The 25,958-nt window shown below is 64.7% G+C and carries 25 protein-coding genes; 13 read left to right on the forward strand and 12 right to left on the reverse strand.

Annotation, left to right across the window (positions count from 1 at the left end; translation table 11 throughout):
* Positions 1-38: 38 nt before the first annotated feature.
* The 3 genes from QJT82_RS09215 to QJT82_RS09225 form a co-directional block, all read right to left on the reverse strand.
* Positions 39-845 carry an enoyl-CoA hydratase/isomerase family protein gene (locus tag QJT82_RS09215; protein WP_028339117.1) on the reverse strand — a complete coding sequence of 269 codons (807 nt, stop codon included), beginning with the start codon at positions 843-845 and terminating at the stop codon, positions 39-41.
* 203 nt (positions 846-1,048) lie between these two features.
* Entirely contained in the window at positions 1,049-1,807 is a 759-nt protein-coding gene (locus QJT82_RS09220) for an SDR family NAD(P)-dependent oxidoreductase (protein WP_016847447.1), read from the reverse strand.
* Between the two features lie 46 nt (positions 1,808-1,853).
* The gene (locus QJT82_RS09225; protein ID WP_016847446.1) at positions 1,854-2,519 is read right to left on the reverse strand and encodes a TetR family transcriptional regulator; all 666 of its coding nucleotides are present in this window, start codon (positions 2,517-2,519) and stop codon (positions 1,854-1,856) included.
* Between the two features lie 174 nt (positions 2,520-2,693).
* Here QJT82_RS09225 and QJT82_RS09230 point away from each other — a divergent pair, with 174 nt between their 5' ends.
* On the forward strand, positions 2,694-3,866 hold the full coding sequence (locus QJT82_RS09230; protein WP_028339118.1) for an acetyl-CoA C-acetyltransferase: 1,173 nt from the start codon (positions 2,694-2,696) through the stop codon (positions 3,864-3,866).
* Positions 3,867-4,054: 188 nt separating this feature from the next.
* Positions 4,055-5,599, forward strand: a complete 1,545-nt coding sequence (locus tag QJT82_RS09235; protein WP_264641737.1) for an acyl-CoA synthetase — start codon at positions 4,055-4,057, stop codon at positions 5,597-5,599.
* Positions 5,600-5,684: 85 nt separating this feature from the next.
* Here QJT82_RS09235 and QJT82_RS09240 read toward each other — a convergent pair whose 3' ends face one another.
* Complete coding sequence (locus QJT82_RS09240; protein ID WP_028339120.1) at positions 5,685-6,191, reverse strand: hypothetical protein; 507 nt, start codon at positions 6,189-6,191, stop codon at positions 5,685-5,687.
* 104 nt (positions 6,192-6,295) lie between these two features.
* On the opposite strand from QJT82_RS09240, the gene QJT82_RS09245 reads away from it, so the two are divergent.
* From QJT82_RS09245 to QJT82_RS09260, 4 genes are all read left to right on the forward strand, one after another.
* Positions 6,296-7,450 (forward strand): alpha/beta hydrolase, encoded by a 1,155-nt coding sequence (locus tag QJT82_RS09245; RefSeq protein ID WP_028339121.1) that lies wholly within the window; start codon positions 6,296-6,298, stop codon positions 7,448-7,450.
* A gap of 177 nt (positions 7,451-7,627) precedes the next feature.
* Positions 7,628-8,599, forward strand: coding sequence for an iron exporter MbfA (mbfA, locus tag QJT82_RS09250; protein ID WP_028339122.1), 972 nt, complete (start codon positions 7,628-7,630; stop codon positions 8,597-8,599).
* 99 nt (positions 8,600-8,698) lie between these two features.
* Positions 8,699-10,171 (forward strand): amidase, encoded by a 1,473-nt coding sequence (locus QJT82_RS09255; RefSeq protein WP_028339123.1) that lies wholly within the window; start codon positions 8,699-8,701, stop codon positions 10,169-10,171.
* Between the two features lie 118 nt (positions 10,172-10,289).
* Entirely contained in the window at positions 10,290-10,643 is a 354-nt protein-coding gene (locus QJT82_RS09260) for a nuclear transport factor 2 family protein (RefSeq protein ID WP_028339124.1), read from the forward strand.
* Positions 10,644-10,783: 140 nt separating this feature from the next.
* On the opposite strand, the gene QJT82_RS09265 is transcribed toward QJT82_RS09260, so the two are convergent.
* Both QJT82_RS09265 and QJT82_RS09270 read right to left on the reverse strand, forming a co-directional pair.
* Complete coding sequence (locus tag QJT82_RS09265; protein WP_028339125.1) at positions 10,784-11,872, reverse strand: Zn-dependent alcohol dehydrogenase; 1,089 nt, start codon at positions 11,870-11,872, stop codon at positions 10,784-10,786.
* 53 nt (positions 11,873-11,925) lie between these two features.
* On the reverse strand, positions 11,926-13,710 hold the full coding sequence (locus tag QJT82_RS09270) for an acyl-CoA dehydrogenase family protein (protein ID WP_028339126.1): 1,785 nt from the start codon (positions 13,708-13,710) through the stop codon (positions 11,926-11,928).
* A gap of 71 nt (positions 13,711-13,781) precedes the next feature.
* Here QJT82_RS09270 and QJT82_RS09275 point away from each other — a divergent pair, with 71 nt between their 5' ends.
* A complete protein-coding gene (locus QJT82_RS09275) occupies positions 13,782-14,483 on the forward strand; it encodes an SDR family NAD(P)-dependent oxidoreductase (protein WP_028339127.1) in 702 nt (233 codons plus the stop codon).
* Between the two features lie 198 nt (positions 14,484-14,681).
* The gene (locus tag QJT82_RS09280; protein ID WP_028339128.1) at positions 14,682-15,512 is read left to right on the forward strand and encodes an enoyl-CoA hydratase; all 831 of its coding nucleotides are present in this window, start codon (positions 14,682-14,684) and stop codon (positions 15,510-15,512) included.
* A 291-nt stretch (positions 15,513-15,803) separates the two neighbouring features.
* On the opposite strand, the gene QJT82_RS09285 is transcribed toward QJT82_RS09280, so the two are convergent.
* Positions 15,804-16,427, reverse strand: coding sequence for a GNAT family N-acetyltransferase (locus tag QJT82_RS09285; RefSeq protein ID WP_028339129.1), 624 nt, complete (start codon positions 16,425-16,427; stop codon positions 15,804-15,806).
* A 69-nt stretch (positions 16,428-16,496) separates the two neighbouring features.
* Positions 16,497-16,700, reverse strand: coding sequence for a DUF1127 domain-containing protein (locus QJT82_RS09290; RefSeq protein WP_028339130.1), 204 nt, complete (start codon positions 16,698-16,700; stop codon positions 16,497-16,499).
* Positions 16,701-16,818: 118 nt separating this feature from the next.
* Here QJT82_RS09290 and QJT82_RS09295 point away from each other — a divergent pair, with 118 nt between their 5' ends.
* From QJT82_RS09295 to tcuB, 4 genes are all read left to right on the forward strand, one after another.
* A complete protein-coding gene (locus QJT82_RS09295) occupies positions 16,819-17,718 on the forward strand; it encodes a transcriptional regulator GcvA (protein WP_028339131.1) in 900 nt (299 codons plus the stop codon).
* A 277-nt stretch (positions 17,719-17,995) separates the two neighbouring features.
* A complete protein-coding gene (locus QJT82_RS09300; RefSeq protein WP_028339132.1) occupies positions 17,996-19,306 on the forward strand; it encodes an MFS transporter in 1,311 nt (436 codons plus the stop codon).
* 137 nt (positions 19,307-19,443) lie between these two features.
* Entirely contained in the window at positions 19,444-20,835 is a 1,392-nt protein-coding gene (gene tcuA, locus QJT82_RS09305) for an FAD-dependent tricarballylate dehydrogenase TcuA (RefSeq protein WP_028339133.1), read from the forward strand.
* Between the two features lie 16 nt (positions 20,836-20,851).
* Positions 20,852-21,955, forward strand: coding sequence for a tricarballylate utilization 4Fe-4S protein TcuB (gene tcuB, locus QJT82_RS09310; RefSeq protein WP_028339134.1), 1,104 nt, complete (start codon positions 20,852-20,854; stop codon positions 21,953-21,955).
* Positions 21,956-21,993: 38 nt separating this feature from the next.
* Here the strand turns inward: tcuB and QJT82_RS09315 are convergent, their stop codons facing one another.
* The 4 genes from QJT82_RS09315 to QJT82_RS09330 form a co-directional block, all read right to left on the reverse strand.
* Positions 21,994-22,506, reverse strand: a complete 513-nt coding sequence (locus QJT82_RS09315) for a class I SAM-dependent methyltransferase (RefSeq protein ID WP_028339135.1) — start codon at positions 22,504-22,506, stop codon at positions 21,994-21,996.
* Between the two features lie 114 nt (positions 22,507-22,620).
* On the reverse strand, positions 22,621-23,034 hold the full coding sequence (locus tag QJT82_RS09320) for a Rieske (2Fe-2S) protein (RefSeq protein ID WP_016846808.1): 414 nt from the start codon (positions 23,032-23,034) through the stop codon (positions 22,621-22,623).
* 53 nt (positions 23,035-23,087) lie between these two features.
* Positions 23,088-24,197, reverse strand: a complete 1,110-nt coding sequence (locus tag QJT82_RS09325; RefSeq protein ID WP_028339136.1) for an amidohydrolase family protein — start codon at positions 24,195-24,197, stop codon at positions 23,088-23,090.
* Complete coding sequence (locus tag QJT82_RS09330) at positions 24,194-25,270, reverse strand: amidohydrolase family protein (RefSeq protein ID WP_028339137.1); 1,077 nt, start codon at positions 25,268-25,270, stop codon at positions 24,194-24,196. Before QJT82_RS09330 ends, QJT82_RS09325 begins: the two co-directional genes overlap by 4 nt.
* Before the next feature lie 173 nt (positions 25,271-25,443).
* Here QJT82_RS09330 and QJT82_RS09335 point away from each other — a divergent pair, with 173 nt between their 5' ends.
* Positions 25,444-25,926, forward strand: a complete 483-nt coding sequence (locus QJT82_RS09335) for a CinA family protein (RefSeq protein ID WP_028339138.1) — start codon at positions 25,444-25,446, stop codon at positions 25,924-25,926.
* Positions 25,927-25,958 lie beyond the last annotated feature (32 nt).

Genomic DNA, 25,958 nt, shown 5'->3' on the forward strand with positions numbered 1-25,958 from the left:
GCGTCTCCCGGAATTCTTGTCCTTTAGAGGATCTGTTCTCAGCGCCTGATATAGACAGGCTTTCGTTTCTCGAGAAAGGCCCTGATGCCTTCCTGGAAATCTTCCGAGCGGCTGCACAGCACCTGATTGCGATCTTCCATCGCAATCACGGCCTCGATCGAGCCGGCATCGACGCTCATGTTGATGCATTCCTTCGACAGGCGGAGACCGACCGGCGAGGCCGTCATCATCGCCTCGACATAAGGATTGGCCGCAGCATCGAGATCGCGGGCCTCGACCACCTCGGACACCAGGCCGACCGCAAGCGCGCGGTCGGCATGGATGAAGCGCCCGGTGAGGATCAGTTCGGAAGCAACCGACACGCCGACGAGGCGCGGCAGGAAATAGCTGGTGCCGATGTCGCAACCGCCGAGACCGAGCTTGATGAAGGCGCAATTCATCCGCGCGTTCTTCGCCGCGATGCGGATGTCGGCCGCGAGCGCCAGCGCAAAGCCGCCGCCGGCGGCCGCGCCCTGCACCAACGCGATGATCGGCTGCGGAGCGCGCCGCATCAGCATCACGATGTCGGCAATGCGGCGCTGCGAGTCCAGCGACTCCGTGACGCCAGGCGGCTCGGCCTGCCCGCCGCGGCGGGCCATCGCGTGCTTGAGGTCGAGCCCGGCGCAAAAGTTCGCACCGGCGCCCTTCAGCACCACGACGCGGGTGTCGCGATTGCGCTGCAAGCCCTGGAAGTAGACGTTGAGCGCGTCGATCAATGAAGGATCGAGCGCGTTGAGGCTCTCGGGGCGATTGAGCGTGACCCAATCGACCCCGTCGTGATGTTCGATCAGCAGCGGCTGAGACACGCGCATGGTCCTCCCGACCGTTCAGCGAACGCGATGCTCGTTGCTGTGCCCTCTCCCCTTGTGGGAGAGGGCATGTTCGCTATTGCCTTGCATTCGGTTGGGTGAGGGGTCTGTCTCCGCGGAGAGAACCCCTCATCCGTCGCGGACTGCGTCCGCGCCACCTTCTCCCACAAGGGGAGAAGGGAAGTACGGCAGAGCCAGCGTTAGCGCGGCGCCATGCGGATGGCGCCGTCGAGGCGGATGGTTTCGCCGTTGAGCATCGGGTTCTCGACGATGTGAACGGCGAGGTTGCCGTATTCCGAGGCATCGCCGAGGCGGGCCGGATGCGGCACCTGGGCGCCGAGGCTCTTGCGCGCTTCCTCGTTGAGACCCATCAGCAGCGGCGTCAGGAACAGGCCGGGCGCGATGGTGTTGACGCGGATCTTCAGGCTGGCGAGGTCGCGCGCCGCCGGCAGCGTGAGGCCGACGACGCCGCCCTTCGAGGCGGAATAGGCGATCTGGCCGATCTGGCCTTCATAGGCCGCGACCGACGCGGTGTTGATCGCGACGCCGCGCTCTTCGCCGATCGGGGCTTCGGTCGCCAGCCGCTCGGCGAACAGCCGCAGCACGTTGAAGGTGCCGATCAAATTGACGTTGATGATGCGGACGAACTTCGCCAGCGGATAGACGCCGTCCTTGCCGACGATGCGCTGCGAGCCGCCGATGCCGGCGCAGTTCATCAGCACGCGCGCGATGCCGTGCGCGGCCTCGGCCTTGGCGATCGCCGCCTTGATCGCGTCCTCGTCGGTGACGTCGGCATGCAGCGCGACGCCCTTCACCTCGGCGGCGACCTTCTCGGCGTTTTCCTTGTTCTGGTCGATCACGCCGATCTTGGCGCCCTTGGCGGCCATGGCGCGCGCGGTTGCGGCACCAAGGCCGGAGCCACCGCCGGTGATGAGAACGGCAACGTCTTTCAACTGCATGGATACAACCTTTCCTTGGGCGTTTCTTCTCTAGACTTCGAACTTGTTATCCGGCGGCAACCGCTGCCGTTTCCTTGTCGGGATTGAGCACGCCGCCGAAGATCAAGGCTTCCATATGCTTGATGTACTCGCGGCAGACCTCGTCGGTGACCGGACCGACGCCGACCGCGCGCGACATCGCGTGGCGGCCGAAGAACAGATGATCGCAGGCGCCGATCAGGCTGGTGTAGAACAGCACCGGATCGATCTTGCGGAATTCGCCGGCCTTGATGCCTTCGGCGAGCAGCCGGCGGTGAAAATCCAACAGCGGCGCGACGAAGAATTTCGACACCTCGTTCGCGGCGGCAGGCGAGCTTTCGTGCAGGAGATAATGGATCAGCCGGTTCATATAGGGGAACTGGTGATACGCGCGGATGATGCCGCCGATATGCAGCCGCAGTTTCGCGGACGGCGTGATCGGCTGGCTGATGAGATATTCGAGCTGCGATATCTCGGTGGCGGCGTCGCGCGCCAGCAGCGCCAGCAACAGCCCGTCCTTGTTGCCGAAATGATATTTCACCAGCGCGGCGTTGACGCCCGACTTCTGCGCGATGTCGGACAGCGAGACCTCGATGGAGGCGCGTTCGATCATCAGCTCGCTGGCTGCGACCAATAGCTTGTCGGCGGTGGCATTTTTGCCGGCCGGAAGTTTCGTCGGTACGCTGGTATTCAACTGCGCTCTGGTCCCGCTCAGTGTCAGGGTTCGACGGTAAATCGAGGCCGCACATAAGCCCATGGCGGGGTCGCACTCAAGAGTTAATTGATTGATTGACTAAATGCTGAGCCGCCCCTTAAATCCGGCCCAACTTTCAGACCGCCCAATCCGGAAACATCAGGGAGATCAGACATGGCCGAGGCATATATCGTCGCCGCCGCTCGCACCGCGGGCGGCCGCAAGGGAGGGCGTCTCGCCGGCTGGCATCCGGCCGATCTGGCCGCGACCGTGCTCGATGCGCTGGTCGAGCGCACCGGTGCCGACCCCGCGCAGGTCGAGGACGTGATCATGGGCTGCGTGATGCAGACCGGCGAGCAGTCCACCAACATCGCGCGCAACGCGGTGATGGCCTCGAAGCTGCCGGAGAGCGTGCCCGCGACCTCGATCGACCGCCAGTGCGGCTCCTCGCAGCAGGCGCTGCACTTCGCGGCGCAGGCGGTGATGTCTGGCACGATGGACTGCGTGATCGCCGCCGGCGTGGAATCGATGACCCGCGTGCCAATGGGCCTCGCCTCCTCGCTGCCCGCCAAGAACGGCTTCGGCCACTACAAGAGCCCGGGCATCGAGGCGAAATATCCCAACATCGTCTTCAGCCAGTTCACCGGCGCGGAGATGATGGCCGAGAAGTACGGCCTGTCGAAGGATGAGCTCGACGAATACTCCTATAACAGCCATCAGCGCGCGATCGCGGCAACACAGGCCGGCCATTTCAAGGACGAGATCGTGCCGGTGACAATCACCCGCGCCGACGGCTCGACCGACACCCATCACATCGACGAAGGCATCCGCTTCGACGCCAGCCTCGACGGCATCAAGGGCGTCAAGCTGATCGCCGAGAACGGCAAGCTGACCGCGGCGAGCGCCAGCCAGATCTGCGACGGCGCCTCCGGCGTCATGGTCGTCAACGAGAAGGGCCTGAAGGCGCTCGGCGTCAAGCCGATGGCGCGCATCCATCACCTCACGATGATGGGCGGCGATCCCGTGATCATGCTGGAAGCGCCGCTGCCGGCAACCCAGCGCGCGCTGCAGAAGGCCGGCATGAAGATCGACGACATTGATCTCTTCGAGGTCAACGAGGCCTTCGCTTCGGTGCCGACCGCGTGGCTGAAGACCACCGGCGCCGATCCGGCCCGGCTCAACGTCAATGGCGGCGCGATCGCGCTCGGCCATCCGCTCGGCGGCAGCGGCACCAAGCTGATGACGACGCTGCTGCATGCCCTCAAGCAGCGCAACAAGCGCTACGGCCTGCAGACCATGTGCGAAGGCGGCGGCATGGCCAACGTCACGATTGTCGAGCGATTGTAACGTCGCGAGAAACGAGGCACGCAGCCTCCACGCAATAGGTGTCGTCCCTGCGAAAGCAGGGACCCATAACCACAAATGCCCGTGGTTAGGCGCGGCTGGGGCCACAACTCAGTCCAACAAGAAAAATTGGTGGTTATGGGTCCCCGCGTTCGCGGGGACGACCACTCTTGATGCCCTGAGGAAACACAATGACCCATCCGTCGACCCACGCGCGTACCCATCCGAACAAGCTCGCCTACCAGATGGCGGGCAGCGGCAAGGCGATCACCTACCGCGAGCTCGACGAGCTCTCGAACCAGGGCGCGCATCTGTTCCGCTCGCTCGGCCTGAAGGCCGGCGACCACATCGCGCTGCTGATGGAAAACCGCCTCGCCTTCATGGAGATCTGCTGGGCCGCGCAGCGCTCGGGTCTCTATTACACGGCGATCAGCCGCTACCTGACGGAAGAGGAGATCGCCTACATCATCAAGGACTGTGGCGCGAAGGTATTCATCACCACCCCGCAATGCGCCGACAAGGTGAAAGGCCTGATCAAGGGCGAGGTGGGCGAGCCGCTGTTCTACATGATGGACGAGCCCGCACCAGGCTTCCGCTCCTATGACAAGGAGGCCGGCGCGCAGCCGACCACGCCGGTTGCCGATGAGGTCGCGGGCTACGACATGCTGTACTCCTCCGGCACCACCGGCCGGCCCAAGGGCATCAAGAAGGAGTTCGAAGGCAACCGGATCGACGTGCCGAACCCGTTCCTGCGGATTCTCACCGCCGACATGTGCGGCATGAATGCCGACAGCATCTATCTGTCGCCGGCGCCGCTCTATCACGCGGCCCCGCTGCGCTTCAACATGATGGCGACCGTGCTCGGAGGCACCTCCGTCATCATGGAGCATTTCGACGCCGAGGAATTTCTGAAGCAGGTCGAGAAGCACAAGGTGACGCAGTCGCAGCTGGTGCCGACCATGTTCGTGCGCATGCTGAAGCTGCCCGACGAGGTGCGGAGCCGCTACAAGGTCTCCTCGCTGAAGGGCGCGATCCACGCCGCCGCGCCCTGCCCGGTCGACGTCAAGGCGAAGATGATCGAGTGGTGGGGACCGATCCTGATCGAGTATTACGCCGGCTCCGAAGGCAACGGCGTCACGGTCTCGACCTCGCAGCAATGGCTCACCCACCGCGGCACGGTCGGCCGCGCCGTGGTCGGCAAGGTCAAGATCCTCGACGAGAACGACGAGGAGGCGCCGACCGACCAGATCGGTCAGGTCTTTTTTGCCGACGCCCCGGCGTTCTCCTATCACAACGATCCGGAGAAGACGAAGAAGGCCTACAACGCCAAGGGCTGGTCGACGCTCGGCGATGTCGGCTACCTCGACAAAGAGGGCTTCCTCTATCTCACCGACCGCAAGAGCTACATGATCATCTCCGGCGGCGTGAACATCTATCCGCAGGAGACCGAGGACGTGCTGATCACGCATCCCGCGGTGTCCGACGTCGCGGTGTTCGGGGTGCCGAACGAGGAGATGGGCGAAGAGGTCAAGGCCGTGGTGCAGCCGCACGACATCACCAGGGCCGGCAAGGAGCTCGAGGCCGAGCTGATCGCGTTCTGCCGGCAACATCTGTCGCCGATCAAATGCCCGAAGAGCATCGACTTCGAGCAAGAGCTGCCGCGCACGCCGACCGGAAAACTGGTGAAGCGGCATTTGCGCGACCGCTATTGGCCGAAGGCTCCAGTCAAGGCGTAGCCGCGCTTCACCCTCCCCTGGAGACCCCTCCAGGGGAGGATGAAGAGCGCACGCAGCCCAGCCCGCCGGCGCTGCTGACCCACTCCTACAACTCCGCCGCTGGCTCACACGCAGCAGACACCACGGCACGCAGATGCAGCTGGCCGTGTTTGCCTGTCGCTGTGGTGGTCCACTGCGCATCGATCTGCTGAAAATCCTCCGACAGCTTGCCGCGATGGCTGCCGTCGGTTTCGAACGCCCCGTTGCCGTCAGGGGACCGTTCGAATATCTCGACCTCGAGATCGGACAGCCGGATGAACATCTGCACGCCGATCTTGGTCACGCGACGGCCGACCTCATATGTACCGCAGCCGAGCGCTTCCGCGTTCTGCTCATTCAAGGCCTTCACCTTGTCGAAGGTGACGACGATGTTCTGCACCGTATTGTCGCCGTCCCACAGGAATTCGCCGATATAGGCGTGCGGCAGTTTTTCGGTCAGCTGCTTGATGTCGGCGGCACGCACCGCCGACATCAGCACCAGACTTGCCGCCACAATCATGAGACCCAGTAGCGACGTCCAGCCGGGCTGCTCTGCAATCTTCGCGTGGCGCATGCGGTATGCATCCCCTGGGCAAAATTGCTATCGTTCAACAATGACCGTCAGCATACAGTGAAATGCGCTGGTTCTGCGGCGATGCCCAACAGGTGATCTGCACAATGGAAGCCCTCCCCGACGTTCCGCTCCCCTCCACCATCCGCTCGCGTTATGTCGACGGGATCAACGGCCTGCGCATGCATGTGCTGGAAGCAGGCTTTGAAACATCCGGCCGGCCCTGCTTGTTGCTGCTGCACGGTTTTCCGGAGCTGGCGTTTTCCTGGCGCAAGGTGATGCCGAAGCTCGCCGCTGCCGGCTATCACGTCATCGCGCCGGACCAGCGCGGCTATGGCCGCACCAGCGGATCGAGTGCGGAGTATGACGGCGATCTCGCGTCGTTCCGCCTGCCCAATCTGGTGCGCGATGCGCTCGGGCTGGTCGCAGCGTTCGGCTACACACACGTCGATGCGGTGATCGGGCACGATTTCGGCTCGTCGGTCGCGGCGTGGTGCGCGCTGATCCGGCCCGACGTGTTCCGCGCGGTTGTGATGATGAGCGCGCCGTTTTCGGGGCCGCCGTCGCTGCCGTTCAACACCGCGAGCGCGCCGGCAAAGCCCGCGACCGAAGACCCCGTGCATCGCGAACTCGCCGCGCTGCCGCGGCCGCGCAAGCACTACCAATGGTACTATTCGACGCGCCCGGCCAATGACGACATGCATCGCGCGCCGCAGGGCGTGCACGACTTCCTGCGCGCCTATTACCACCACAAAAGCGCGGACTGGAAAGACAACAAGCCGTATCCGTTGCAATCCTGGTCGGCGGGCGAATTGGCAAAACTGCCGACCTACTATGTGATGGATCTCGCCAAGGACATGGCCGCCACCGTCGCCGAGGAAATGCCGTCACGCGAGGCGATCGCCGCCAACACATGGCTGCCGGATAGCGAGCTCGCCTATTACAGCAGCGAATATCAGCGCACGGGATTCCAGGGCGGGCTGCAGTGGTATCGCTGCGGCACTTCGGGCGCGTTCGTCCCGGAACTGCAGACCTGGAGCGGCCGCACGATCGACCAGCCGTCGGCCTTCATTTCCGGCAAGCAGGATTGGGGCACCTACCAGCGGCCCGGCGTGTTCGAGGCGATGCGGACGAAAGCCTGCACCAACATGATCGGCTGCCATCTGGTCGACGGCGCCGGCCATTGGGTGCAGCAGGAACAGCCCGATGAGGTGAGCCGGCTTCTGCTCACATTCCTGCGAGAGGCGGGCGCGCAGCGCTAAGCGCCCGTTCGGCCGTCGCATCGCATCCCGTTGATCTCACGCGTTTTCTTCGCCCAACCCGCGCGGCTTGCCGGTGCTGCGGCAGCGAACCCGGCCGATCCGGATTTGACCCGGCGCCAGTGCAACTTTATAGTTTAGAACTATTCTAATTCTAAACTCCGTGAAGAAGGCGTTGCCGTGAAGAACTTTGCCGATCTGACCGAGCGCGAGGTGCTGGCGGTCGCGATCGCCTCCGAGGAGGAGGACAGCCGCATCTACATGACGTTCGCGGAGGATCTCGCCGAGCGCTATCCCGACACCGCCAAGATTTTCGAGGAGATGGCCGATGAGGAACGCGGCCATCGCCACCGGCTGCTGGAAACCTACGAGCAGCGCTTCGGGGCGCATCTGCCGCCGATCCGGCGCGAGGACGTCAAAGGCTTTTTGCGCCGGCGCCCGATCTGGCTCACCAAGAATCTGCCGCTCGACACCATCCGCAAGGAAGTCGAGACCATGGAATTGGAGGCCGAGCGCTTCTATGCCAAAGCCGCCGAGAAGGCCGAGGATGTCGGCGTGCGCCGCCTGCTCGGCGATCTCGCCGAGGAGGAGAAGGGCCACGAGAAGCTCGCGGTGAAGCTGACCGGCGAGATCCTCAAGCCCGACGTGCGCGCGGAGGAAGACCGCACGCGTCGGCGGATGTTCGTGCTGCAATATGTGCAGCCGGGCCTTGCCGGATTGATGGACGGCTCGGTCTCGACCCTGGCGCCGCTGTTCGCCGCCGCTTTCGCCACGCATCATAACTGGCAAACATTCCTGGTCGGACTTGCCGCTTCGATCGGCGCCGGTATCAGCATGGGCTTTGCCGAGGCGCTGTCCGACGACGGCTCGCTGACCGGGCGCGGCTCGCCCTGGCTGCGCGGCCTGACCTGCGGCTTGATGACGACGCTCGGCGGGCTCGGCCACACCATTCCCTATCTGGTGCCCGACGCCTGGCCGAACGCATTCTGGATCGCGACCGCGATCGCCGGGATCGTGGTGTTCTTCGAATTGTGGGCGATCGCCTTCATCCGCGCGCGCTACATGGACACGCCGTTCCTGCAGGCGGTGTTCCAGATCGTGCTCGGCGGCGCGATCGTGCTCGCGGTCGGCATCCTGATCGGCGCGGCGTAGCAATTCCGATCAAACACGGCGACGACGTCACGGCTACAGCGCTTGCGGGCGGCAGCCAAACTGCCCATCATCGCGCCAACAACAAACCGGGAGCACGCCGTGGCCAAATCGCACTACAGTTTCAAGACCGCCGTCGACCTGTCGGAAGCGCTGCGCAACAAAGAGGTCTCGGCGGTCGAGCTCGCACAGGACGCGATCGGCCGCATCGAGCGCCACGACGGCAGGGTCAACGCGGTCTGCGTGCGCGACTTCGAGCGCGGTCTCGCCGCTGCCCGCGCCGCGGATGCCGCGATCGCGCGCGGCGAGCACAGGCCGCTGCTCGGCATTCCCATGACGGTGAAGGAATCCTTCAACGTCGCGGGATTGCCGACCACCTGGGGCTTCCTGCCGCAAAAGGATTTTGTCCCGACCGAGGACGCGCTGTCGATTCAGCGGGTGAAGGACGCCGGCGGCGTCATCCTCGGCAAGACCAATGTGCCGGTCGGGCTTGCCGACTGGCAGAGCTACAACGAGATCTACGGCACCACCAACAACCCCTACGACCTCGGCCGCACGCCGGGAGGCTCGTCCGGCGGATCGTCGGCGGCGCTCGCCGCGGGCTATGGCGCGCTGTCGCTCGGCTCCGACATCGGCGGCTCGCTCCGCGTGCCGGCGTTTCATTGCGGCATCTATGCGCACAAGCCGACCTTCGCGCTGCTGCCGTCGCGCGGCCACACCGCGCCGCCGGCGCCGCCCATCATCTATGAGCGCGACCTTGCGGTGACCGGCCCGATGGCGCGCGGCGCGGCCGACCTGTCGCTGCTGCTCGACGTGATGGCCGCGCCCGATCCGCTCGATGCGGGCAAGGCCTATCGCCTCGACCTGCCGGCGGCGCGCCACGCCAGCCTGAAGGATTTCCGCATCCTCGTCATCGACACCGATCCGGTGTTGCCGACCGACAAGGCGGTTCGCGGCAGCATCGACAAGCTCGCCAGCCACCTCGACAAGGCCGGCGCGAAGATATCGCGTTCGAGCCCGCTGCTGCCGGATTTCGCGGCGTCCTCGCGGCTCTATATGCGGATGCTGCTGTCGTTTCTCGCCGCGACCTTCCCGCCGGAGGTCTATGCCGGCGCATGCGCGGCGGCGGCCGCGCTGCCGGCCAGCAACAACAGCCTGCAGGCCGAGCGGCTACGCGGCATCGCGCTCAGCCACCGCGACTGGGTGCAGGCGACGGTCGCCCGCTCGCGGCTGCGCGCGCAATGGCGCGAGCTGTTCAAGTCGTTCGACGCGGTGATCTGCCCGATCATGCCAACGCCGGCCTATCCGCACGACCATGCGCCCGACCAGGAGCAGCGGCGGATTTTGATCGACGGCGTGCCGCACGTCTACACCGACCAGCTCGCCTGGCCCGGCATCGCGACCCTGCCCGGCCTGCCTGCGACTGCGATCCCGACCGGCTTTGCGCCCGACGGATTGCCGGTCGGCGTGCAGATCGTCGGCCCCTGGCTCGAGGACCGCACGCCGCTCAAGCTCGCGGAGCTGATCGAGCGCGAGTTCGGCGGCTTCGTGCCGCCGAAGATGTTTGATGATTGATACTCGCCATCGTCATTGCGAGCGAAGCGAAGCAATCCATATATCCGTCTGCGCGGAGGCGTGGATTGCGTCGTCGCTTCGCTCCTCGCAATGACGAGGGGAAACCGGGAGGAAACCAATGAGCAACGATCTCGAGGAGCTGACAAGGCTCAACAAGGATTACGTCGATTCCGTTCAGAACTGTGACGTCAAGCGCTTCGACGAGATCCTGGCGCAGGATTTTTATTGCACCAATACCGACAAGAGCCTGGTCGACCGCGCTGCCTTCCTGAAGCAGACGGCGATCCCGGTGAAGATCAAGGGCCTGAAGGCCGAAGACGTCAAAATCCGCATCCTCGGCGATTTCGCCATCATCCACGCCCAGACCAGCTACACCAACGCGGATGGTGAGCCGGCGCGCGGCCGCTACACCGATTGCTGGGCGCGGCAGAACGGAAAATGGCTCGCGGTATCTGCGCACGTCGCGCGGTGAGCGCGACGTTCGCAGCGTCACCCTCCGCTGTCATGCCCCGCTTCATGCGGGGCATCCAGTACTCCGCGGCCGCAGTTGATTTCACAACTTCCGCCGCGGCGTACTGGGTCGCCCGGTCAAGCCGGGCGACGACAAGTTCGTCAGCTGTCGAACATGATCACGCTGCGCAGCGTCTTGCCGGCCTTCATGTTGGCGAAGCCCTCGTTGATCTCGGAAAGCTTCAGCTTGGCCGAGATCCAGTCCTCAAGATGCAGCTTGCCGCGCATGTAGAAGTCGACGAGGCGCGGCATGTCGACGCGGAAGTGGTTGGAGCCCATCGACGAGCCCTGGATGCGGCGCTCGCGCAGGAAGTCGAAGCCGTGCAGCTCGATCTTCTGGCCGAACGGGATCATGCCGACGATGGTCGCGGTGCCGCCTGCCGCCAGCATGGCGAAGGCCTGCTCGGCGGTGTCCTTGCGGCCGAGCACCTCGAACGAGTGCTGCACGCCGCCGCCGGTGATCTCGCGCACCTGCTGGACGACGTCGCCGCGGGCCGGATCGACGATGTCGGTTGCGCCGAGCTTGGTCGCAAGCTGCAGCTTGGCCGGATTGGTGTCGATCGCGATGATGCGGCCGGCGCCCGCGATCTGCGCGCCGTTGATCGCGGCCATGCCGACGCCGCCGCAGCCGATCACAGCCACGGTCTCGCCGGCGGTCACCTTCGCGGTGTTCACCACGGCGCCATAACCGGTGATGACGCCGCAGCCGATCAGCGCGGCGAGATCGAGCGGCATCTCCTTCTTGATCTTCACGATGGCGTTCTCGTGCACCAGCATCTGCTCGGCGAACGACGACAGATTGAGAAACTGATTCAGTTTCTCCTTCCTGCCCCATGACAGGCGGTTGGAGGCGCCGGGCAGCATCTTCACGGTGGTGTCGGTGCACAGCACGGTTCGCCCGGTGGTGCAGTTGTCGCAGGTGCCGCAGAACACCGACAGACAGGTGACGACGTGATCGCCGGGCTTCACGTAATTGACGTCGGAGCCGACCTTCTCAACCACGCCGGCCGATTCATGCCCGAGCACCGCCGGCAGCGGGTGCGGATACAGGCCTTCCATGAAGTGCAGGTCGGAGTGGCACAGGCCCGCAACCGCGGTGCGGATCAGGACCTCGCGTGGCCCCGGATTGGGCACGCTGACATCCTCGATCACCAGCGGCTGATTGACTTCATGCAGAACGGCGGCCTTCATCGGGGTCTCCCTTGACGTTTTTGATTGTTTGAAAAGTTCGCTCGCGCGGCAGCCTACGCTGCGTCAAGCAATTCGCCAACCTCGGCCATGCCGACCGCGCGATCGCCGAGCAGGTGCTCGGTCAACCTGCGCTGAACGGTATTTTCCGTTAGCCGGAACGGATCGCCCGGCAGCACGCGGTGATCGACCACCATCCGCGACAGCAACAGCCGGCGCGCATCGCCGCGCACCTCGTGGATGCGTCCGCCCTCCCATGCCAGCGCGACCGCGCTTGCAACATGATAGAGCAGGCTGGTGGCGCGGCGCGCGTCGCCCTCATTGTCGACGCGGCTCGCCACCTCGCGCGCAAACGCGACCGCACGGTCGCTGAGATCGCGCAGCCGGTTGCGCCAGGCCTGCGGCACATTCGCGCTGTCATCGAGCCGCGCATGCAGATCGGCGGCGAGCGCATTGTCGGCGCCATGGCGGCCGACCGCGCGCTTCAGCGCATCGATCGCGACGATGTTGCCGGTGCCCTCCCAGATCGAGCCGAGATGCGCGTCGCGCAGCAGCCGCGGCGTGACGAATTCCTCGATGTAGCCGATGCCGCCGCGCATCTCCATCGCATCGCCGCAGACTTTGCGGGCGTCGCGGGTAGCGCGGAATTTAAGCGTCGGCGTCAGGATGCGGAGCAGTGCCGCGGCGTCCTGGCTGCCGGCCTCGGCGCGGTCGAGCGCGTCAGCGGTCAAAAAGCTCATCGACAGCGCCTGCTCGGTCGGCAGCATGATCTTCATCAGTTGGCGCCGCGCCAGCGGCAGGTCGATGATGCGCTGGCCGAACACCACGCGGCCCTTCGCCACGGTGATCGCGTCGTGCCAGGCGCGCCGCATCAGCGCGGTCGATTTCACGCCGTTGGAGAGCCGCGACGAATTCACCATCTCGGCCATCTGCACGAAGCCGCGGTCGAGCTTGCCGACGGCGTAGGCAATCGCACCGTCGAGCTTGATCTCGCCCGAGGCCATCGAGCGGGTGCCGAGCTTGTCCTTCAACCGCACGATCCGGTAATGGTTCTGCGAGCCGTCGTCGAGGAAACGCGGCATCAGGAACAGGCCGACGCCGCGGGTGCCGGGCCCCGCGCCTTCCGGCCGCGCCAGCAGCATCACCACCTTGGCATCGGCGTTGGAGCAGAACCACTTCTCGCCATAGAGCCGCCAGTGATCGCCCTCCTGCACGGCGCGCGTGGTCAGCGTGCCGACATCGGAGCCGCCTTCCTTCTCGGTCATGAACTGGCCGCCCTGCGTCAGCTTGCTCATGTCGGTCTGGGTCAGGCCGTCGAGATATTTTGCCTTCAACGCCTCGCTGCCGAAATTCGCCAGCAGCTTTGCACAACCGTCGGTGACGTTGATCGGGCAGCCCATGCCGAATTCGGTCTGGTTGAACAGGAAGGTGAAGGCGTGCTTGGCCACGACAGGGTATTTGTCGGGCCAACCCATGATGCCCTTGCGGAGCGACAGCGCATGGATGCCGAACTCGCCGAACGCGGCGTTCTCGATCTCGCGATAGGCCGGATGATATTCGATGTGCTGCACGTCGCGGCCGAACTTGTCGCGCTGATGCAGCACCGGCGTATGCCGGTCGGCAAGTCGCGCGCATTCGTCGAGATAGCCTCCGGCTAACCCACCGAGGCGGTCGAGATGCGGCTCGATATGGCGGAACAATGCCTCGGGCAGATGCAGCTTCAGAAGATCGGTCAGCGCCGGATCGGCCCGGTAGAAATTGATTCCCGTCGTGTCGGGCGCCAGCAGCCCCGGCTGGTTGGTGGCGGCTGACGTTTTCGGATCCTGCTTGTGCGGCTGCATTGAATTCCCGGCTTCGGTGCTCATTTGTTTGGGCACGACTATCCTCCTCCGGCCGAGCAAAGGAAAGCCCAATGGATATTCCAAAATACAAGATCGCCCTGATCGTCGGTGCCGGCGCGGGCCTCAGCGCCTCCTTGACGCGGCTATTTTCGCGAGAGGGAATTCGCGTGGCACTGGGCGCCCGCAGCATCGAGAAACTCGGCGCGCTCTGCACCGAAACCGGCGCACGCGCCTATGCCTGCGATACCACCAAGGCCGAGGATGTCGAACGGCTTTTTGGTCTGGTCGAGCGCGAGATCGGAACGCCTGATCTCGTGGTCTACAACGCCTCCGGCCGCTCGCGCGGCCCCTTCGTTGAACTCGTGCCCTCAGAGGTCGAGCAGGCAATCGCGGTCTCGGCATTCGGCGGCTTCCTGGTAGCGCAGGAGGCGGCGAAGCGCATGCTACCCAGCAAGAAGGGCGCGATCCTGTTCACCGGCGCCTCCGCCAGCGTGAAGGGCTATGCGCAGTCGGCGCCGTTCGCGATGGGCAAGTTCGCGTTGCGCGGCCTCGCGCAGAGCATGGCACGCGAATTGTCGCCGCAGGGCATCCACGTCGCGCATTTCGTGATCGACGGCGGCATCCGCAGCGCCGCCCGCACCGAGCCCGCCGACCGGCCGGACTCGATGCTCGATCCCGACGCGATTGCACTGAGCTACTGGAACGTGCTGCAACAGCCGCGCAGCGCCTGGACCTGGGAGCTGGAATTGCGGCCCTGGGTTGAGAAGTTTTGAGATGACGGAGATCATGCAAGCGGCGTAGGCTGGACGCAAACCGCCGCCACATTCGTCATTGCGAGGAGCGAAGCGACGAAGCAATCCATTCCTCCACTTGCGGCGGCATGGATTGCTTCGCTGAGCCTGTCATCCGGCCGGCGCTGCGCGCCGACCGGGTGGCTCGCAATGACGGATGGAACTCTGGGGAAGGAAAACATGTCGAACGAAATCAAGATCGAGACCGGCACCGACGAACTGCTCTGCGTGATCCGCGATCGCGTCGCCGTCATCACGCTGAACCGCCCGGACGCCCGCAACTCGCTGTCGGACACGCTGACGCCGGCGCTGCGCACGATGATTAGGACCTGCGGCGAGAACCCCGAGGTCGGCGTGCTGCTCGTCACCGGCGCCGGCAAGGCGTTCTGCGCCGGCGGCAACGTCAAGGGCATGGGCGCGCACCGCGACAAGAAGAAGCTCGAAATGTCCTATGAGGACAAGGTCGCGGATTTGCAGGAGCGCCAGCGCCTGCTCACCGGCGCGCTCGCCTCGGTGCGCAAGCCGACGATTGCCGCCCTTCCCGGCCCCGCGGTCGGCGCCGGCCTTGCGATCGCGATGGCCTGCGACATCCGGATCGCCGCACAATCCGCCTTCATCTCGACCGGTTACCTGCGCGTGGCGCTGAGCGGCGATTACGGCATGGCCTGGCTGTTGACGCGGCTGATCGGCACCTCGCGCGCCCGCGAGCTGATGTTCACTTCGGAGAAGGTTGACGCCGCGAGGTGCGAGCAGATCGGCCTCGTCAACCGCGTGGTGCCGGACGAAACGCTGCAGGACGAAGCCTTTGCGCTGGCGAAGTCGATCGCCGAGGGCCCGACCCTCGCGCTGCGCTACATGAAGGACAATCTCGACGAGGCGCTGCAATTCGACTTCGCCACCGCGCGCGACCACGAGGCCGAGCGGCTGATCCGCCTCACCACGACGGCCGATCACAAGGAGGCGGTGCAGGCCTTCATCGAGAAGAGGAAGCCGGTGTTCCGGGGGAGTTGAGCGCGATCTCTCCTTCCCCCTGAAAGGGGGAAGGTCGGGATGGGGGTCAGCCACACGCGCCATTGCCGGGGAGAGAGAAGATCCCCACCCGCTTTGCTCTGACGAGCAAAGCGACCTCCCCTTTTCAAGGGGAGGTGAGAGCTCGTAGCCCGGATGAAGCGAAGCGAAATCGGGACAAGTCTCGCGGCGGTACGCCCCCGGATTACGCCGCGCTTCATCCGGGCTACGGGGTCGGAGCAATCAAAAAGAAAAGGGCCCGGTTCTGGAGGGGCCAGAACCGGGCCTAGTCAGTCAAACCGCAAGCGAGGACATCGCGGCCAAGCGGGAAGTGGCGGCAAGCCGCCAGCTGGCACAGGGAATGTCTTGCGGTTCGACGTGGATCTCTTTCACGAAGCGCACCAGCTTCCAGTCGCCGGGGCTCTGGGTGAAGGCGTAGCCCGACTTGCGGGCGAGGCCGATCATCGTCGCATTGGAACGCAGCGTGTCGCCGAAGATGCGCTCGGCTCCGAAGGACGCCGCGCGGCATTCGAGATTCTTCAGCAGCGCCTTGCCAATGCCGTGGCCCTGCCACCGGTCATCGATCGACAGGCCGAACTCGACGCTCGAATTATCGGCATGGAAGGCGTAGCGGGCTTCGCCGACGATGGTCTCAAAGCCATCGACCAGCATCGTCGCGACCACCGTGAACCGGTCAGCCTCGCCGACGTGGATGAAACGTTCGAGCTCCGTCTTCGGCAGCTCGCTCAACGCGCCCAGGAAGCGGTTGTAACGGGACCCCGCGGAGAGCGAGCGGATGTAGCTCTGCAGCTCTTCGCGGTCGCGCGGCTCGACGAAGCGCACCTTGACCTCGCTGCCGTTCTTGGCGCGCAGCACGTCAGAGTATTGCTTGAGATCGTCGAGATGCAGCGCAACCATGACACGCTCCTCGGGTGAAGAAATTGGCCTGCGCCCCTCATCGAGGCGGCGCCAGCGGTGGCGTCCTTCTCAGGCCCGCCAGAACGGCTTCTCGGTCTCGAACACGATGTCGCTGCGGGACATGCCGATGTCGTGCAGATCGCGCTCGGTCCACTGCGACAGCTCGCGACGGCGCTCGTAGCGCTCCCACCAGACATGCAGCGTCTCGCCGACCTGGTTCAGCAATCCGGGAGTATGATGATTTGTCATCGATTCATGGGTGAAAATGGACATCTGCGGCTCCTGTCGGTAACCTGTTGGCGGTAATATCGGCGCTATTCGGTCCACTCACAAACGACACTTTGTACCGTTTCGCATGAATTAAAGTCATGCATCTGGAGACGCTTAAGAGATGACCAGCCGCCTGCCTTCGCTGAATGGCCTGAGGGCGTTCGAGGCCGCCGCACGGCATATGAGCTTCACGCTGGCGGCGTCCGAACTGAACGTGACGCAGACCGCGATCAGCCATCAGATCCGGCGGCTCGAGGAGGAGCTCGGCGTCCGCCTGTTCGTCCGCCAGAACCGCTCGCTGAGCCTGACGCCGGAGGCTACCGAATACCTTCCCGGCGTCCGCGCCGCCTTCAACGACCTCAGGCTCGCCACGGACCGCCTGCTGCGCCGGGACGACGATCACGTGCTGACTGTCTCGACGCTGGCATCGCTTGCCGCCAAATGGCTGCTGCCACGGCTGTCGGCCTTCCAGGAGGCGCATTCCGGTATCGACGTTCGCATCACCACCTCGACCAGCCTGGTCGACTTCCAGCGCGACAAGGTCGACGCGGCGATCCGCTATGGCCGCGGCCAATGGGCGGGCCTGCGTGCCGACTGGCTGATGGCGGATGAGCTGTTTCCGGTGTGCAACCCGTCGCTGCTGCAGGGAACCAGGCCGCTGAAATGCCCTGAAGACCTCAGGGATCACACGCTCCTGCACACCAGCAACGCCAACAGCGACGACTGGCGGCTGTGGCTGACCGCGGCGGGGCTGCCGACCGATATTTCCAAGCAGCCCGGCGTCACCTTCGACCTGCTGTTCGTGACGATCCAGGCCGCGATCGACGGCATCGGCGTCGCGATGGGCCGCACCTCCTATGTGCAGGACGACATCGCCAAGGGCCGCCTCGTGGTTCCCTTCAAGATCGCGCTGCCTGCCGACGCCGGCTTCTACCTGGTGTCGCCGCAGGGACGCGCCGATACGCCAAAGCTCTCCGCGTTCCGGAACTGGCTCGGCACAACGGCGCACGCCGCGCCTTGATGCGGCGCACATGACGGCCGGAGCTTCGGTTCTGATTGCACCAGCGCCGAAGCGCTAGAATGTTGTTTTGACGAGGTTTATTCGCGCGAACCGGTATCCTTTTCGCTCGATACGCTCCCTACGATGTCCGCCTACGGCTTTTTTCCCATAGCCCCCCGCGTGATTTCGGGTTGGTCGCGCCGGACAGGCGTGCCAAATTGCCGCACATGGCAGTTAACTGCTTTGGCCGGCGAAACAATTTGCGCCGGCCGTTTCGTCACGGGGAGGAAAGGGCGTTATGTCGCAGTCGAGTTCATCGCAAGTCCCGCAGATCAAATCGCGTCTTGGCGCCATCCTGCGCGCGACCAGCGGCAATTTCCTCGAGCAGTTCGACTTCTTCCTGTTCGGCTTCTATGCGCAGGCGATTGCGAAGGCCTTCTTCCCCTCCGAGAACGAGACCGCGGCGCTGCTCAACGCGTTCGGCGTGTTCTGGCTCGGCGCCTTGATGCGCCCGGTCGGCGCCGTCGTGCTCGGCGCCTATATCGACCGCATCGGCCGCCGCAAGGGCCTGATCGTGACGCTGTCGATCATGGCTATCGGCACCGTGGTGATCGCGCTCTGCCCGAGCTATGCGACCATCGGCATTGCGGCGCCGATCATCGTGCTGATCGCGCGCCTGCTGCAGGGCTTCTCCGCCGGCGTCGAGCTCGGCGGCGTCTCGGTCTATCTCGCGGAGATCGCCACGCCCGGCAATCGCGGCTTCTACACGTCGTTCCAGTCGGCGAGCCAGCAGGTCGCGATCTTCGTCGCCTCGATCCTCGGCTTCGTCCTCAGCGAGAGCATGCCGGCGGCGACCGTTGCCTCCTGGGGCTGGCGCATCCCGTTCTTCGTCGGCTGCCTGATCATCCCGGTGATCTTCTTCCTGCGCCGGACGCTGGAGGAGACCCCGGCGTTCCTCGCGATGAAGAAGCATCCGACCGCGAGCGAGGTGTTTGCCTCGGCGATCGCGAACTGGCGCATCGTCGTGCTCGGCATGATGATCGCGGTGCTGACCACCACCACCTTCTACTTCGTCACCGTCTACACGCCGACCTTCGGCAAGACCGTGCTGAAGCTCTCGACCCAGGACGCGCTGCTGGTGACGCTGCTGGTTGCGGTGACCAACTTCATCTGGAATCCGGTCGGCGGCGCGGTGTCCGACCGGATCGGCCGCAAGCCGGTGCTGCTGGCGATCGCCGGCCTGTCCCTCATCACGGCCTATCCGGCGCTGCACTGGCTGGTGACCAATCCGTCGTTCGGCAAGATGCTGGCGGTCGAGATGATGTTCTCGTTCTATTTCGGCGTCTACAGCGGCACCATGCTGGGCTCTCTGGTCGAGATCGTGCCGGCGCATGTCCGCACCACCTGCTTCTCGCTGGCCTTTGCGCTGGCGGCCGGGCTGTTCGGCACCTTCACGCCGTTCGCCTCGACCTGGCTGATCCAGCAGACCGGCGACAAGGCTTCGCCCGGCTACTGGCTGATGTGCGCCGCAGCTCTCGGCATCGTCGCCACGCTGATCGTCTATCGTGGCGGCCAGACCATCGAGCAGCGCGAGACGGTTGCGGCCTGATATTCCACTTTGCGGCCGGGCGGGCTCGCTGGGCATGACTTCTTTGGAAAATCGCGACACGCTTTTCCGGATCATGCTCATGCGCCCGGCCGTGTTGCTTTCCATGCCAACAACGATAACAAGAGCGCATGGTTGATCTGACGCGCAGGTTCGACGTCCTGGTGATCGGCGGCGGCAACGCCGCGCTGTGCGCTGCGATCAGCGCACGGCGCGCCGGCGCCTCCGTGCTGGTGCTGGAAGGCGCCCCGAAATTCTATCGCGGCGGCAACACCCGCCACACCCGCAACATGCGCTGCGCCCATGACGCGGCGACCGAAATCCTCACCGGTCCCTACACCGAGGACGAGTTCTGGAACGATTTGCTGCTGGTGACCGGCGGCCAGACCGACGAGGAACTGGCCCGCCTCATGATCCACGAATCCAAGGACATCCTGAACTGGATCGTCGAACAGGGCGTGCGCTGGCAGCCGTCGCTCGGCGGCACGCTGAGCCTTGGCCGCACCAACTCGTTCTTCCTCGGCGGCGGCCGCGCGATGCTGAACGCGCTCTATCGCACCGCCGAGGAGCTCGGTGTCGACATCCTCTACGATGCCGAGGTCATCGACCTCACGGTCGAGGACGGCATGTTCCTTTCGGCGCAGCTGAAGCAGCCGGTCGGCGGCAAGACCGAAGTCCGCGCCTCGACCCTGGTCGCGGCCGCCGGCGGCTTCGAGGCCAACATCGAATGGCTGAAGGAATCCTGGGGCGATGCGGCCGACAATTTCCTGATCCGCGGCACGCCCTATAATCGCGGCGCGATCCTGAAGATGCTGCTCGCCAAGGGCGTGCAGGAGATCGGCGATCCGACGCAATGCCATGCGGTGGCGATCGATGCGCGCGCGCCGAAATTCGACGGTGGCATCATCACGCGCCACGACTCGGTCGTGTTCGGCATCGTCGTCAACAAGCATGCCGAGCGCTTCTACGACGAGGGCGAGGACATCTGGCCGAAGCGCTACGCGATCTGGGGCCGGCTGGTCGCCGCGCAGCCGGACCAGATCGCCTACATCATCTTCGACTCGACCGTGGTGACGAGCTTCATGCCGACGCTGTTTCCGCCGATCGGAGGCGCGACGATTGCCGAGCTCGCCGGCAAGCTCGAGCTCGACGCGGCCGCGCTGGAAAGGACCATCACCGAGTTCAACGCCGCAGTGCAGCCTGGCACCTTCGATCACACCATCCTCGACGACTGCGCTACCCAAGGCATCACTCCGCCGAAGACGCATTGGGCGCGCCGGATCGAGACGCCGCCTTATCTCGCCTATCCGGTGCGGCCGGGCATCACCTTCACCTATCTCGGCACCCGCGTGAACAGAGAGGCGCGGATGCTGATGAAGGACGGCAAGCCGTCAGCCAACATGTTCGCCGCCGGCGAGATCATGGCCGGCAACGTGCTCGGCAAGGGCTATGCAGCCGGCATCGGCATGACCATCGGCAGCGTGTTCGGCCGCGTCGCCGGCCGGGAAGCAGCCAAGAATGCGCGGAACTGAAGGCGGGACTGACGCGATGCACGGGACGAGGATCTTGCAGGAAGCCGACCGTCTGATGACGGTGTGCAATTCCTGCCGCTATTGCGAGGGCCTGTGCGCGGTGTTTCCCGCGATGGAAATGCGCCGCGCCTTCTCCGACGGCGATCTCAACTACCTCGCCAACCTCTGCCATGGCTGCGGCGCCTGCTACACCGACTGCCAGTTCTCGCCACCGCACGAATTCAACGTCAATGTACCGAAGACGCTCGCGGTGGCGCGCGCCGAATCCTATGCCGCCTATGCCTGGCCGCGCGCCTTTGCCGGCGCGTTCGCGCGCAACGGCCTCGTCATCAGTCTGATCGCAGCGCTCAGCGTCGCCGCCTTCATCTTCGGCTTCGCCGCGGTCAATGATCGCGGCGTGCTCACCGGCATCCACACCGGTCCCGGCGCGTTCTATAAACTGATGCCCCACAATGCGATGGCGCTGCTGTTCGGCTTGGCCCTGCTCTACGCGATCCTGGCGCTGGTGATGGGCGTGCGTGCGTTCTGGCGCGACATCGGCGAGCCGGTCGGCATGACGACGGATGCGAAGGCGCTGTTGCAGGCGGTCCGCGACGCCGGCGAGCTGCGTTATCTTGATGGCGGCGGTGTCGGCTGCTTCAACGAGGACGACCAGCCGACCGACCGCCGCAAGCTGTATCACCACTTCACGTTCTACGGCTTCATCCTGTGCTTCGCCGCGACCTGCGTCGGCACACTGTATCATTACCTCTTGGCGCGCGAGGCGCCCTATGCGTGGTGGGACCTGCCCGTCGTGCTCGGTACGCTCGGCGGCATCGGACTCGTGGTCGGCCCGATCGGACTCCTGTCGGAGAAATGGAAGCGCGACCGCGTGCTGGTCGATGAGCAGCGCATGGGCATGGATACCGCGTTCATCCTGATGCTGTTCCTGACCAGCGTTACCGGCCTCGCCCTGCTGCTGTGGCGCGAGACCGCCGCGATGGGCCCGCTGCTGGCGCTGCATCTCGGCGTGGTGTTCGCGCTGTTCATCACCATGCCCTACGGCAAATTCGTGCACGGCATCTACCGCTTCGTCGCGCTGGTGCGCTATGCGCGCGAACGGCAGACGATGGCCGAATGAATGGTGGTGGGTTACGCAGCGTAGCCCGGCTTACGAATTCATCCTGCATCGGGCTTTGTCGCCAGAACACAGAACCACTCATTTGTCTCGACCAGCTGAGCCTGCGTGAAGCCGGCTGCTGTCATCTTTTCCGCGACCCCTTCCTTGGGCTGTCCGGAGTAGCGCGTAAAGCCGAGTGCGATCCTGCCGCTCGGCTTCATCACGCGCCGGACCTCCCGTAGCCCGGCGATGGCGTCCGGCCAGACTTGCATCGAGTTGATCGCCAGCACCTTGTCGAAGCTGTCCGCATCGAATGGCATGCGCTCCACGGAGCCAAGCCGAAGCTCGACACGACCATCCTCGATCGCGGCCGCGTTCCGGGCGCGAGCTTGCCCGACCATCTCCTGCGACGGATCAATGCCCGCGACGCGTGCCGCCGGCACCAATGTCGACAGGCGTTGAAGGACGACGCCCGGACCAAACCCGACCTCGAGCACGCTGTCGTCCGGTCCGACCTCGAGGCGATCTGCGACCCACGCGCCGCAATCGGCATTGGTGCGCGCCATGATCATGCCGCCGAGCCTCCCCAGGAGACCCCGAGGACGGCCAAACGCACGCAAGAGGATGCTTTGCACGGCGCTCACCGATTGCCATCTCCGGTGAACAGGATTTCGGGACGGTCGCGGCTACAAATCCACCACCACGTAGTCGCTCTCTACCGCGACCTTGATGGTCTCGGCGACATACGGCCCCTTCACCACATTGGTGCCCGGCTCGACGCTGACCGGATAGGCGCGCACGCGGAAGCGGCGCGGGTCGCAATAGGACTGGCCTGTGCGGATGTCGAACTCCCAGCCGTGCCAGGGGCAGCGCAGGATCTCACCGAGCTTGGTGTATTCGATCTCGCCGGGATCGGACGATGAGGCGAGCCCGATCAGCGGCCCCTCGCACAGCGCCGCGCCCTGATGCGGGCAGCGGTTCAGCAGGCCGAAGAACTCGCCCTTGACGTTGAAGACCGCGATCGGCCGTCCGTCGATCTCGAGGAATTTTCGCGAACCCGGCGGCAGCTCGTCCACCGGGGCGATCACATGCCGCGCCATCAATCGTTCTCACGCATGATCTGATTCGAAAAACCGGTTCCCACTTTTTCGGATCATGCGATACCGTACAGCTGCCTGGCATTGTCGAGATAGAACGCCTGGCGATTGGCATCGCTGACGCCGGCCGGCAGCACGCGCGACGGCTCGTCGTAATCCCAATGCGGGTAATCGGTCGCGAACAACAGTCTGTCCCAGCCGATCCACTCGATGGTCTGGAACAAATGGTCGCGGCTCTCCGGATCCTCCATCGGCTGCGTCGTCCACCAGATGTGGTCGCGGATATATTCCGACGGCTTGCGCTTCAGATGCGGCACTTCGGCATGCAGCCGCGCAAACACCTTGTCGAGGCGCCAGGCCAGCGATGGGGCCCAGCCGAACCCGGCCTCCACCATCACCATCTTCAATTTCGGGAAGCGCTCGAACACGCCCTCGAGCACGAGGCTCGCCAGCGCGGTCTGCTGGCACTGCGAATGCCCGACCATCTCCTCGATATAGTAGCTCGGCCATCCCGACGCGGTAATCGGGTTGCCGCCGAAGCCGAAGGCGTGCACGCCGATCGGAAGGCCGGCTTCCTGTGCCGCCTCATAGATCGGCCAGTAGCGACGCTGGCCGAGCGGCTCGACATTGCGGCTGAGCAGCAGCACCTGGACGAAATTTGTGTCGCCTGCGCGCTTGCGGATTTCGGCGGCGGCTGACACGCCATCCTCATTGGCGACGACGACCGAGCCTTTCAGCCGGGAATCCTTGCTGGTCCATTTCTCGATCTGCCAGTCGTTGATGGCCGAGCAGATCGCGCCGGCGAGATCCTGGTTGCGGATACCCTGCCCGGTGTTGAGCGGGTTGAGCACGCCGAGCGCGACATTGTTGGGATCGAGGTGTTGCTTCTGCATGAAGGACAGCGACGAGCCCTGCGGGCCGCCTTCCGGCGGATAGGCATCGCGGCGCGACGCATTTGGCTGCGCCTTCGGATAGGGCGGACCTTCCATCATGCCCTGATAGGCATGGACGCCGAAGGTCTCGAGATGCGCATGCCAGCGCTTTTCGAGATAAGGATACAGCTCGTCCTTGGTGGCGCGGGCCGGATGGATGTCGCAGTCGGCGATCGCCGTCTTGATGCTGGTCGGCGACGCGGTTTCGGGGCGCTCGCGAAACTGGATGTTCATGGCGTCATCTCCTTCACCTTGAGCCGGCCATAGGTCGCATGCGGATTATCGACCATGATCTTGCGCACCAGATCCTGCGACAACCCCTGCGGCAGCACCTCGTCACCATCGAACTGCCAATGCGGATAATCTGACGAGAATAGGATCAATTCGTCCGACTGCATATGGTCGAACAGGCGGTTCAGCGTGTCTCCGTCCGGCGGCGCATCGATCGGCTGCAGCGAGAAGCGGATGTTGCTGCGCACAATCTCCAGCGGCGCGCGGTCGACCCACGGGGTCTCCATGCGCACGCCGCGCCAGAACTTGTGCAGCCGCCACAGGAATGGCGGCAGCCAGGTGAAGCCGGCCTCCAGCATCACCATCTTCAGGTTCGGATGGCGCGCAAACACGCCCTCGACGATCAGGCTGGTAAGCTGGGTCTGGAACGCCTGCGCCTGCGCGACATAATCCTCGATGTGATAGGAACCCCAGCCGACCGAGGTCGGCGGATTGTGATAGGCGCTGCCGGCATGGATGCCGACCGGCAGGCCGAGCCGTTCGGCCGCGGCGTAGATCGGCCAGTAGTGGCGCTTGCCGAGCGGCATGTCGCCCATCACCAGCATCAGCACCTGCACGAAACGCTTGTCCTGCGCACAGCGCTCGATTTCGGCGACCGCCTTTTCGATGCTCTGCACCGGGATCACGATCGAGCCGCGCAGGCGATCGTCCTTGTCGAGCCATTCCTTGACCAGCCAGTCGTTCAGCGCGCGGCAGAACGCATCGGCCATGTCCTCGGAGAACACCATCTGCACGCCGTAAAGCGGATTGCAGATGCCGTAGGCCGTGCCGAACCGGTCGAGCGCCTGGCGCTGCATGTCCGCAAGGCTCGAGCCCGGCTTGCCTTGCGCGGGACGCCAGTCCGGCCGCGACGAGATCGGCGAATTGGTCGGATAGGATTGCGAGATCAGGTCGGTCATGCCGCGCGTCGTCACCTGGTCGCGCCAGTAGTCGTTCATGTACGGCAGCAGGCTGGTGAGGTGAGGTACGGCGGGATGCAGATCGCAATCCACGCCGCCCGCGATCGGCGACGTCATGATGTTTCCTCCGCGCACGCTCTTACGACAAGCTTGTCGGGCGGCGCTTGGTTCTTGGCTCGCATTCAAACAGGCCATGCCGCGGCCTGCAACTCGGCAAGGGCCTGCGTGCTGTGCTAGGAAGGCAGAACGCCCCACGGGATTTTCATGGCAAGCAACGAGGAAGAAGGCCGATGAACGCGCTCACATCCATCGCCGAACAGGTCGCCGCAAAGCTGATCGCGAACAAGCAGACGATTGCGGTCGCGGAATCCTCAACCGGCGGACTGATCTCCGCATCGCTGCTCGCGGTTCCCGGCGCGTCGGCCTATTTCCTCGGCGGCGGCGTGATCTACACGCGCGACGCGCGGCGCGCGCTGATGGATATTTCCGACGATGCCATGCGCGGGCTCCGTTCGTCGTCGGAACCCTACGCGCAATTGCTAGCGCGGCAGATTCGCGAGCGCCTCGCAACCGATTGGGGATTGTCGGAGACCGGTGCCGCCGGCCCGACCGGCAACCGCTACGGCGATGCCGCCGGTCACAGCTGCATGGCGGTCGCCGGCCCCCGGCAGCAGGTAATCACGCTGGAGACCGCCAGCAGCGACCGGCAGGCGAACATGCAGGCATTTGCGAAGGCGGCGCTGGAGCTGTTGTTGAAGAACTTGTCGCAATAAATCTCCGCTGTCGTCCCGGGCAAGCGAAGCGC

This window comes from Bradyrhizobium sp. Mp19 (assembly GCF_029952935.1).
Taxonomy (GTDB): Bacteria; Pseudomonadota; Alphaproteobacteria; order Rhizobiales; family Xanthobacteraceae; genus Bradyrhizobium; species Bradyrhizobium elkanii.

Excerpts from the sequence above, each read along its gene's own strand:
- QJT82_RS09285 (WP_028339129.1), bottom strand. The coding sequence starts at position 16,427 with ATGGTTGCGCTGCATCTCGACGATCTCAAGCAATACTCTGACGTGCTG.
- QJT82_RS09240 (WP_028339120.1), bottom strand. The coding sequence starts at position 6,191 with ATGCGCCACGCGAAGATTGCAGAGCAGCCCGGCTGGACGTCGCTACTG.
- QJT82_RS09230 (WP_028339118.1), top strand. The coding sequence starts at position 2,694 with ATGGCCGAGGCATATATCGTCGCCGCCGCTCGCACCGCGGGCGGCCGC.
- QJT82_RS09330 (WP_028339137.1), bottom strand. The coding sequence starts at position 25,270 with ATGACGTCGCCGATCGCGGGCGGCGTGGATTGCGATCTGCATCCCGCC.
- QJT82_RS09320 (WP_016846808.1), bottom strand. The coding sequence starts at position 23,034 with ATGGCGCGGCATGTGATCGCCCCGGTGGACGAGCTGCCGCCGGGTTCG.
- QJT82_RS09265 (WP_028339125.1), bottom strand. The coding sequence starts at position 11,872 with ATGAAGGCCGCCGTTCTGCATGAAGTCAATCAGCCGCTGGTGATCGAG.
- QJT82_RS09280 (WP_028339128.1), top strand. The coding sequence starts at position 14,682 with ATGTCGAACGAAATCAAGATCGAGACCGGCACCGACGAACTGCTCTGC.
- QJT82_RS09315 (WP_028339135.1), bottom strand. The coding sequence starts at position 22,506 with ATGATCATGGCGCGCACCAATGCCGATTGCGGCGCGTGGGTCGCAGAT.
- QJT82_RS09275 (WP_028339127.1), top strand. The coding sequence starts at position 13,782 with ATGGATATTCCAAAATACAAGATCGCCCTGATCGTCGGTGCCGGCGCG.
- QJT82_RS09270 (WP_028339126.1), bottom strand. The coding sequence starts at position 13,710 with ATGCAGCCGCACAAGCAGGATCCGAAAACGTCAGCCGCCACCAACCAG.
- QJT82_RS09235 (WP_264641737.1), top strand. The coding sequence starts at position 4,055 with ATGACCCATCCGTCGACCCACGCGCGTACCCATCCGAACAAGCTCGCC.
- QJT82_RS09295 (WP_028339131.1), top strand. The coding sequence starts at position 16,819 with ATGACCAGCCGCCTGCCTTCGCTGAATGGCCTGAGGGCGTTCGAGGCC.
- QJT82_RS09260 (WP_028339124.1), top strand. The coding sequence starts at position 10,290 with ATGAGCAACGATCTCGAGGAGCTGACAAGGCTCAACAAGGATTACGTC.
- QJT82_RS09290 (WP_028339130.1), bottom strand. The coding sequence starts at position 16,700 with ATGTCCATTTTCACCCATGAATCGATGACAAATCATCATACTCCCGGA.
- tcuB (WP_028339134.1), top strand. The coding sequence starts at position 20,852 with ATGCACGGGACGAGGATCTTGCAGGAAGCCGACCGTCTGATGACGGTG.
- QJT82_RS09325 (WP_028339136.1), bottom strand. The coding sequence starts at position 24,197 with ATGAACATCCAGTTTCGCGAGCGCCCCGAAACCGCGTCGCCGACCAGC.
- QJT82_RS09220 (WP_016847447.1), bottom strand. The coding sequence starts at position 1,807 with ATGCAGTTGAAAGACGTTGCCGTTCTCATCACCGGCGGTGGCTCCGGC.
- QJT82_RS09245 (WP_028339121.1), top strand. The coding sequence starts at position 6,296 with ATGGAAGCCCTCCCCGACGTTCCGCTCCCCTCCACCATCCGCTCGCGT.
- QJT82_RS09300 (WP_028339132.1), top strand. The coding sequence starts at position 17,996 with ATGTCGCAGTCGAGTTCATCGCAAGTCCCGCAGATCAAATCGCGTCTT.
- QJT82_RS09335 (WP_028339138.1), top strand. The coding sequence starts at position 25,444 with ATGAACGCGCTCACATCCATCGCCGAACAGGTCGCCGCAAAGCTGATC.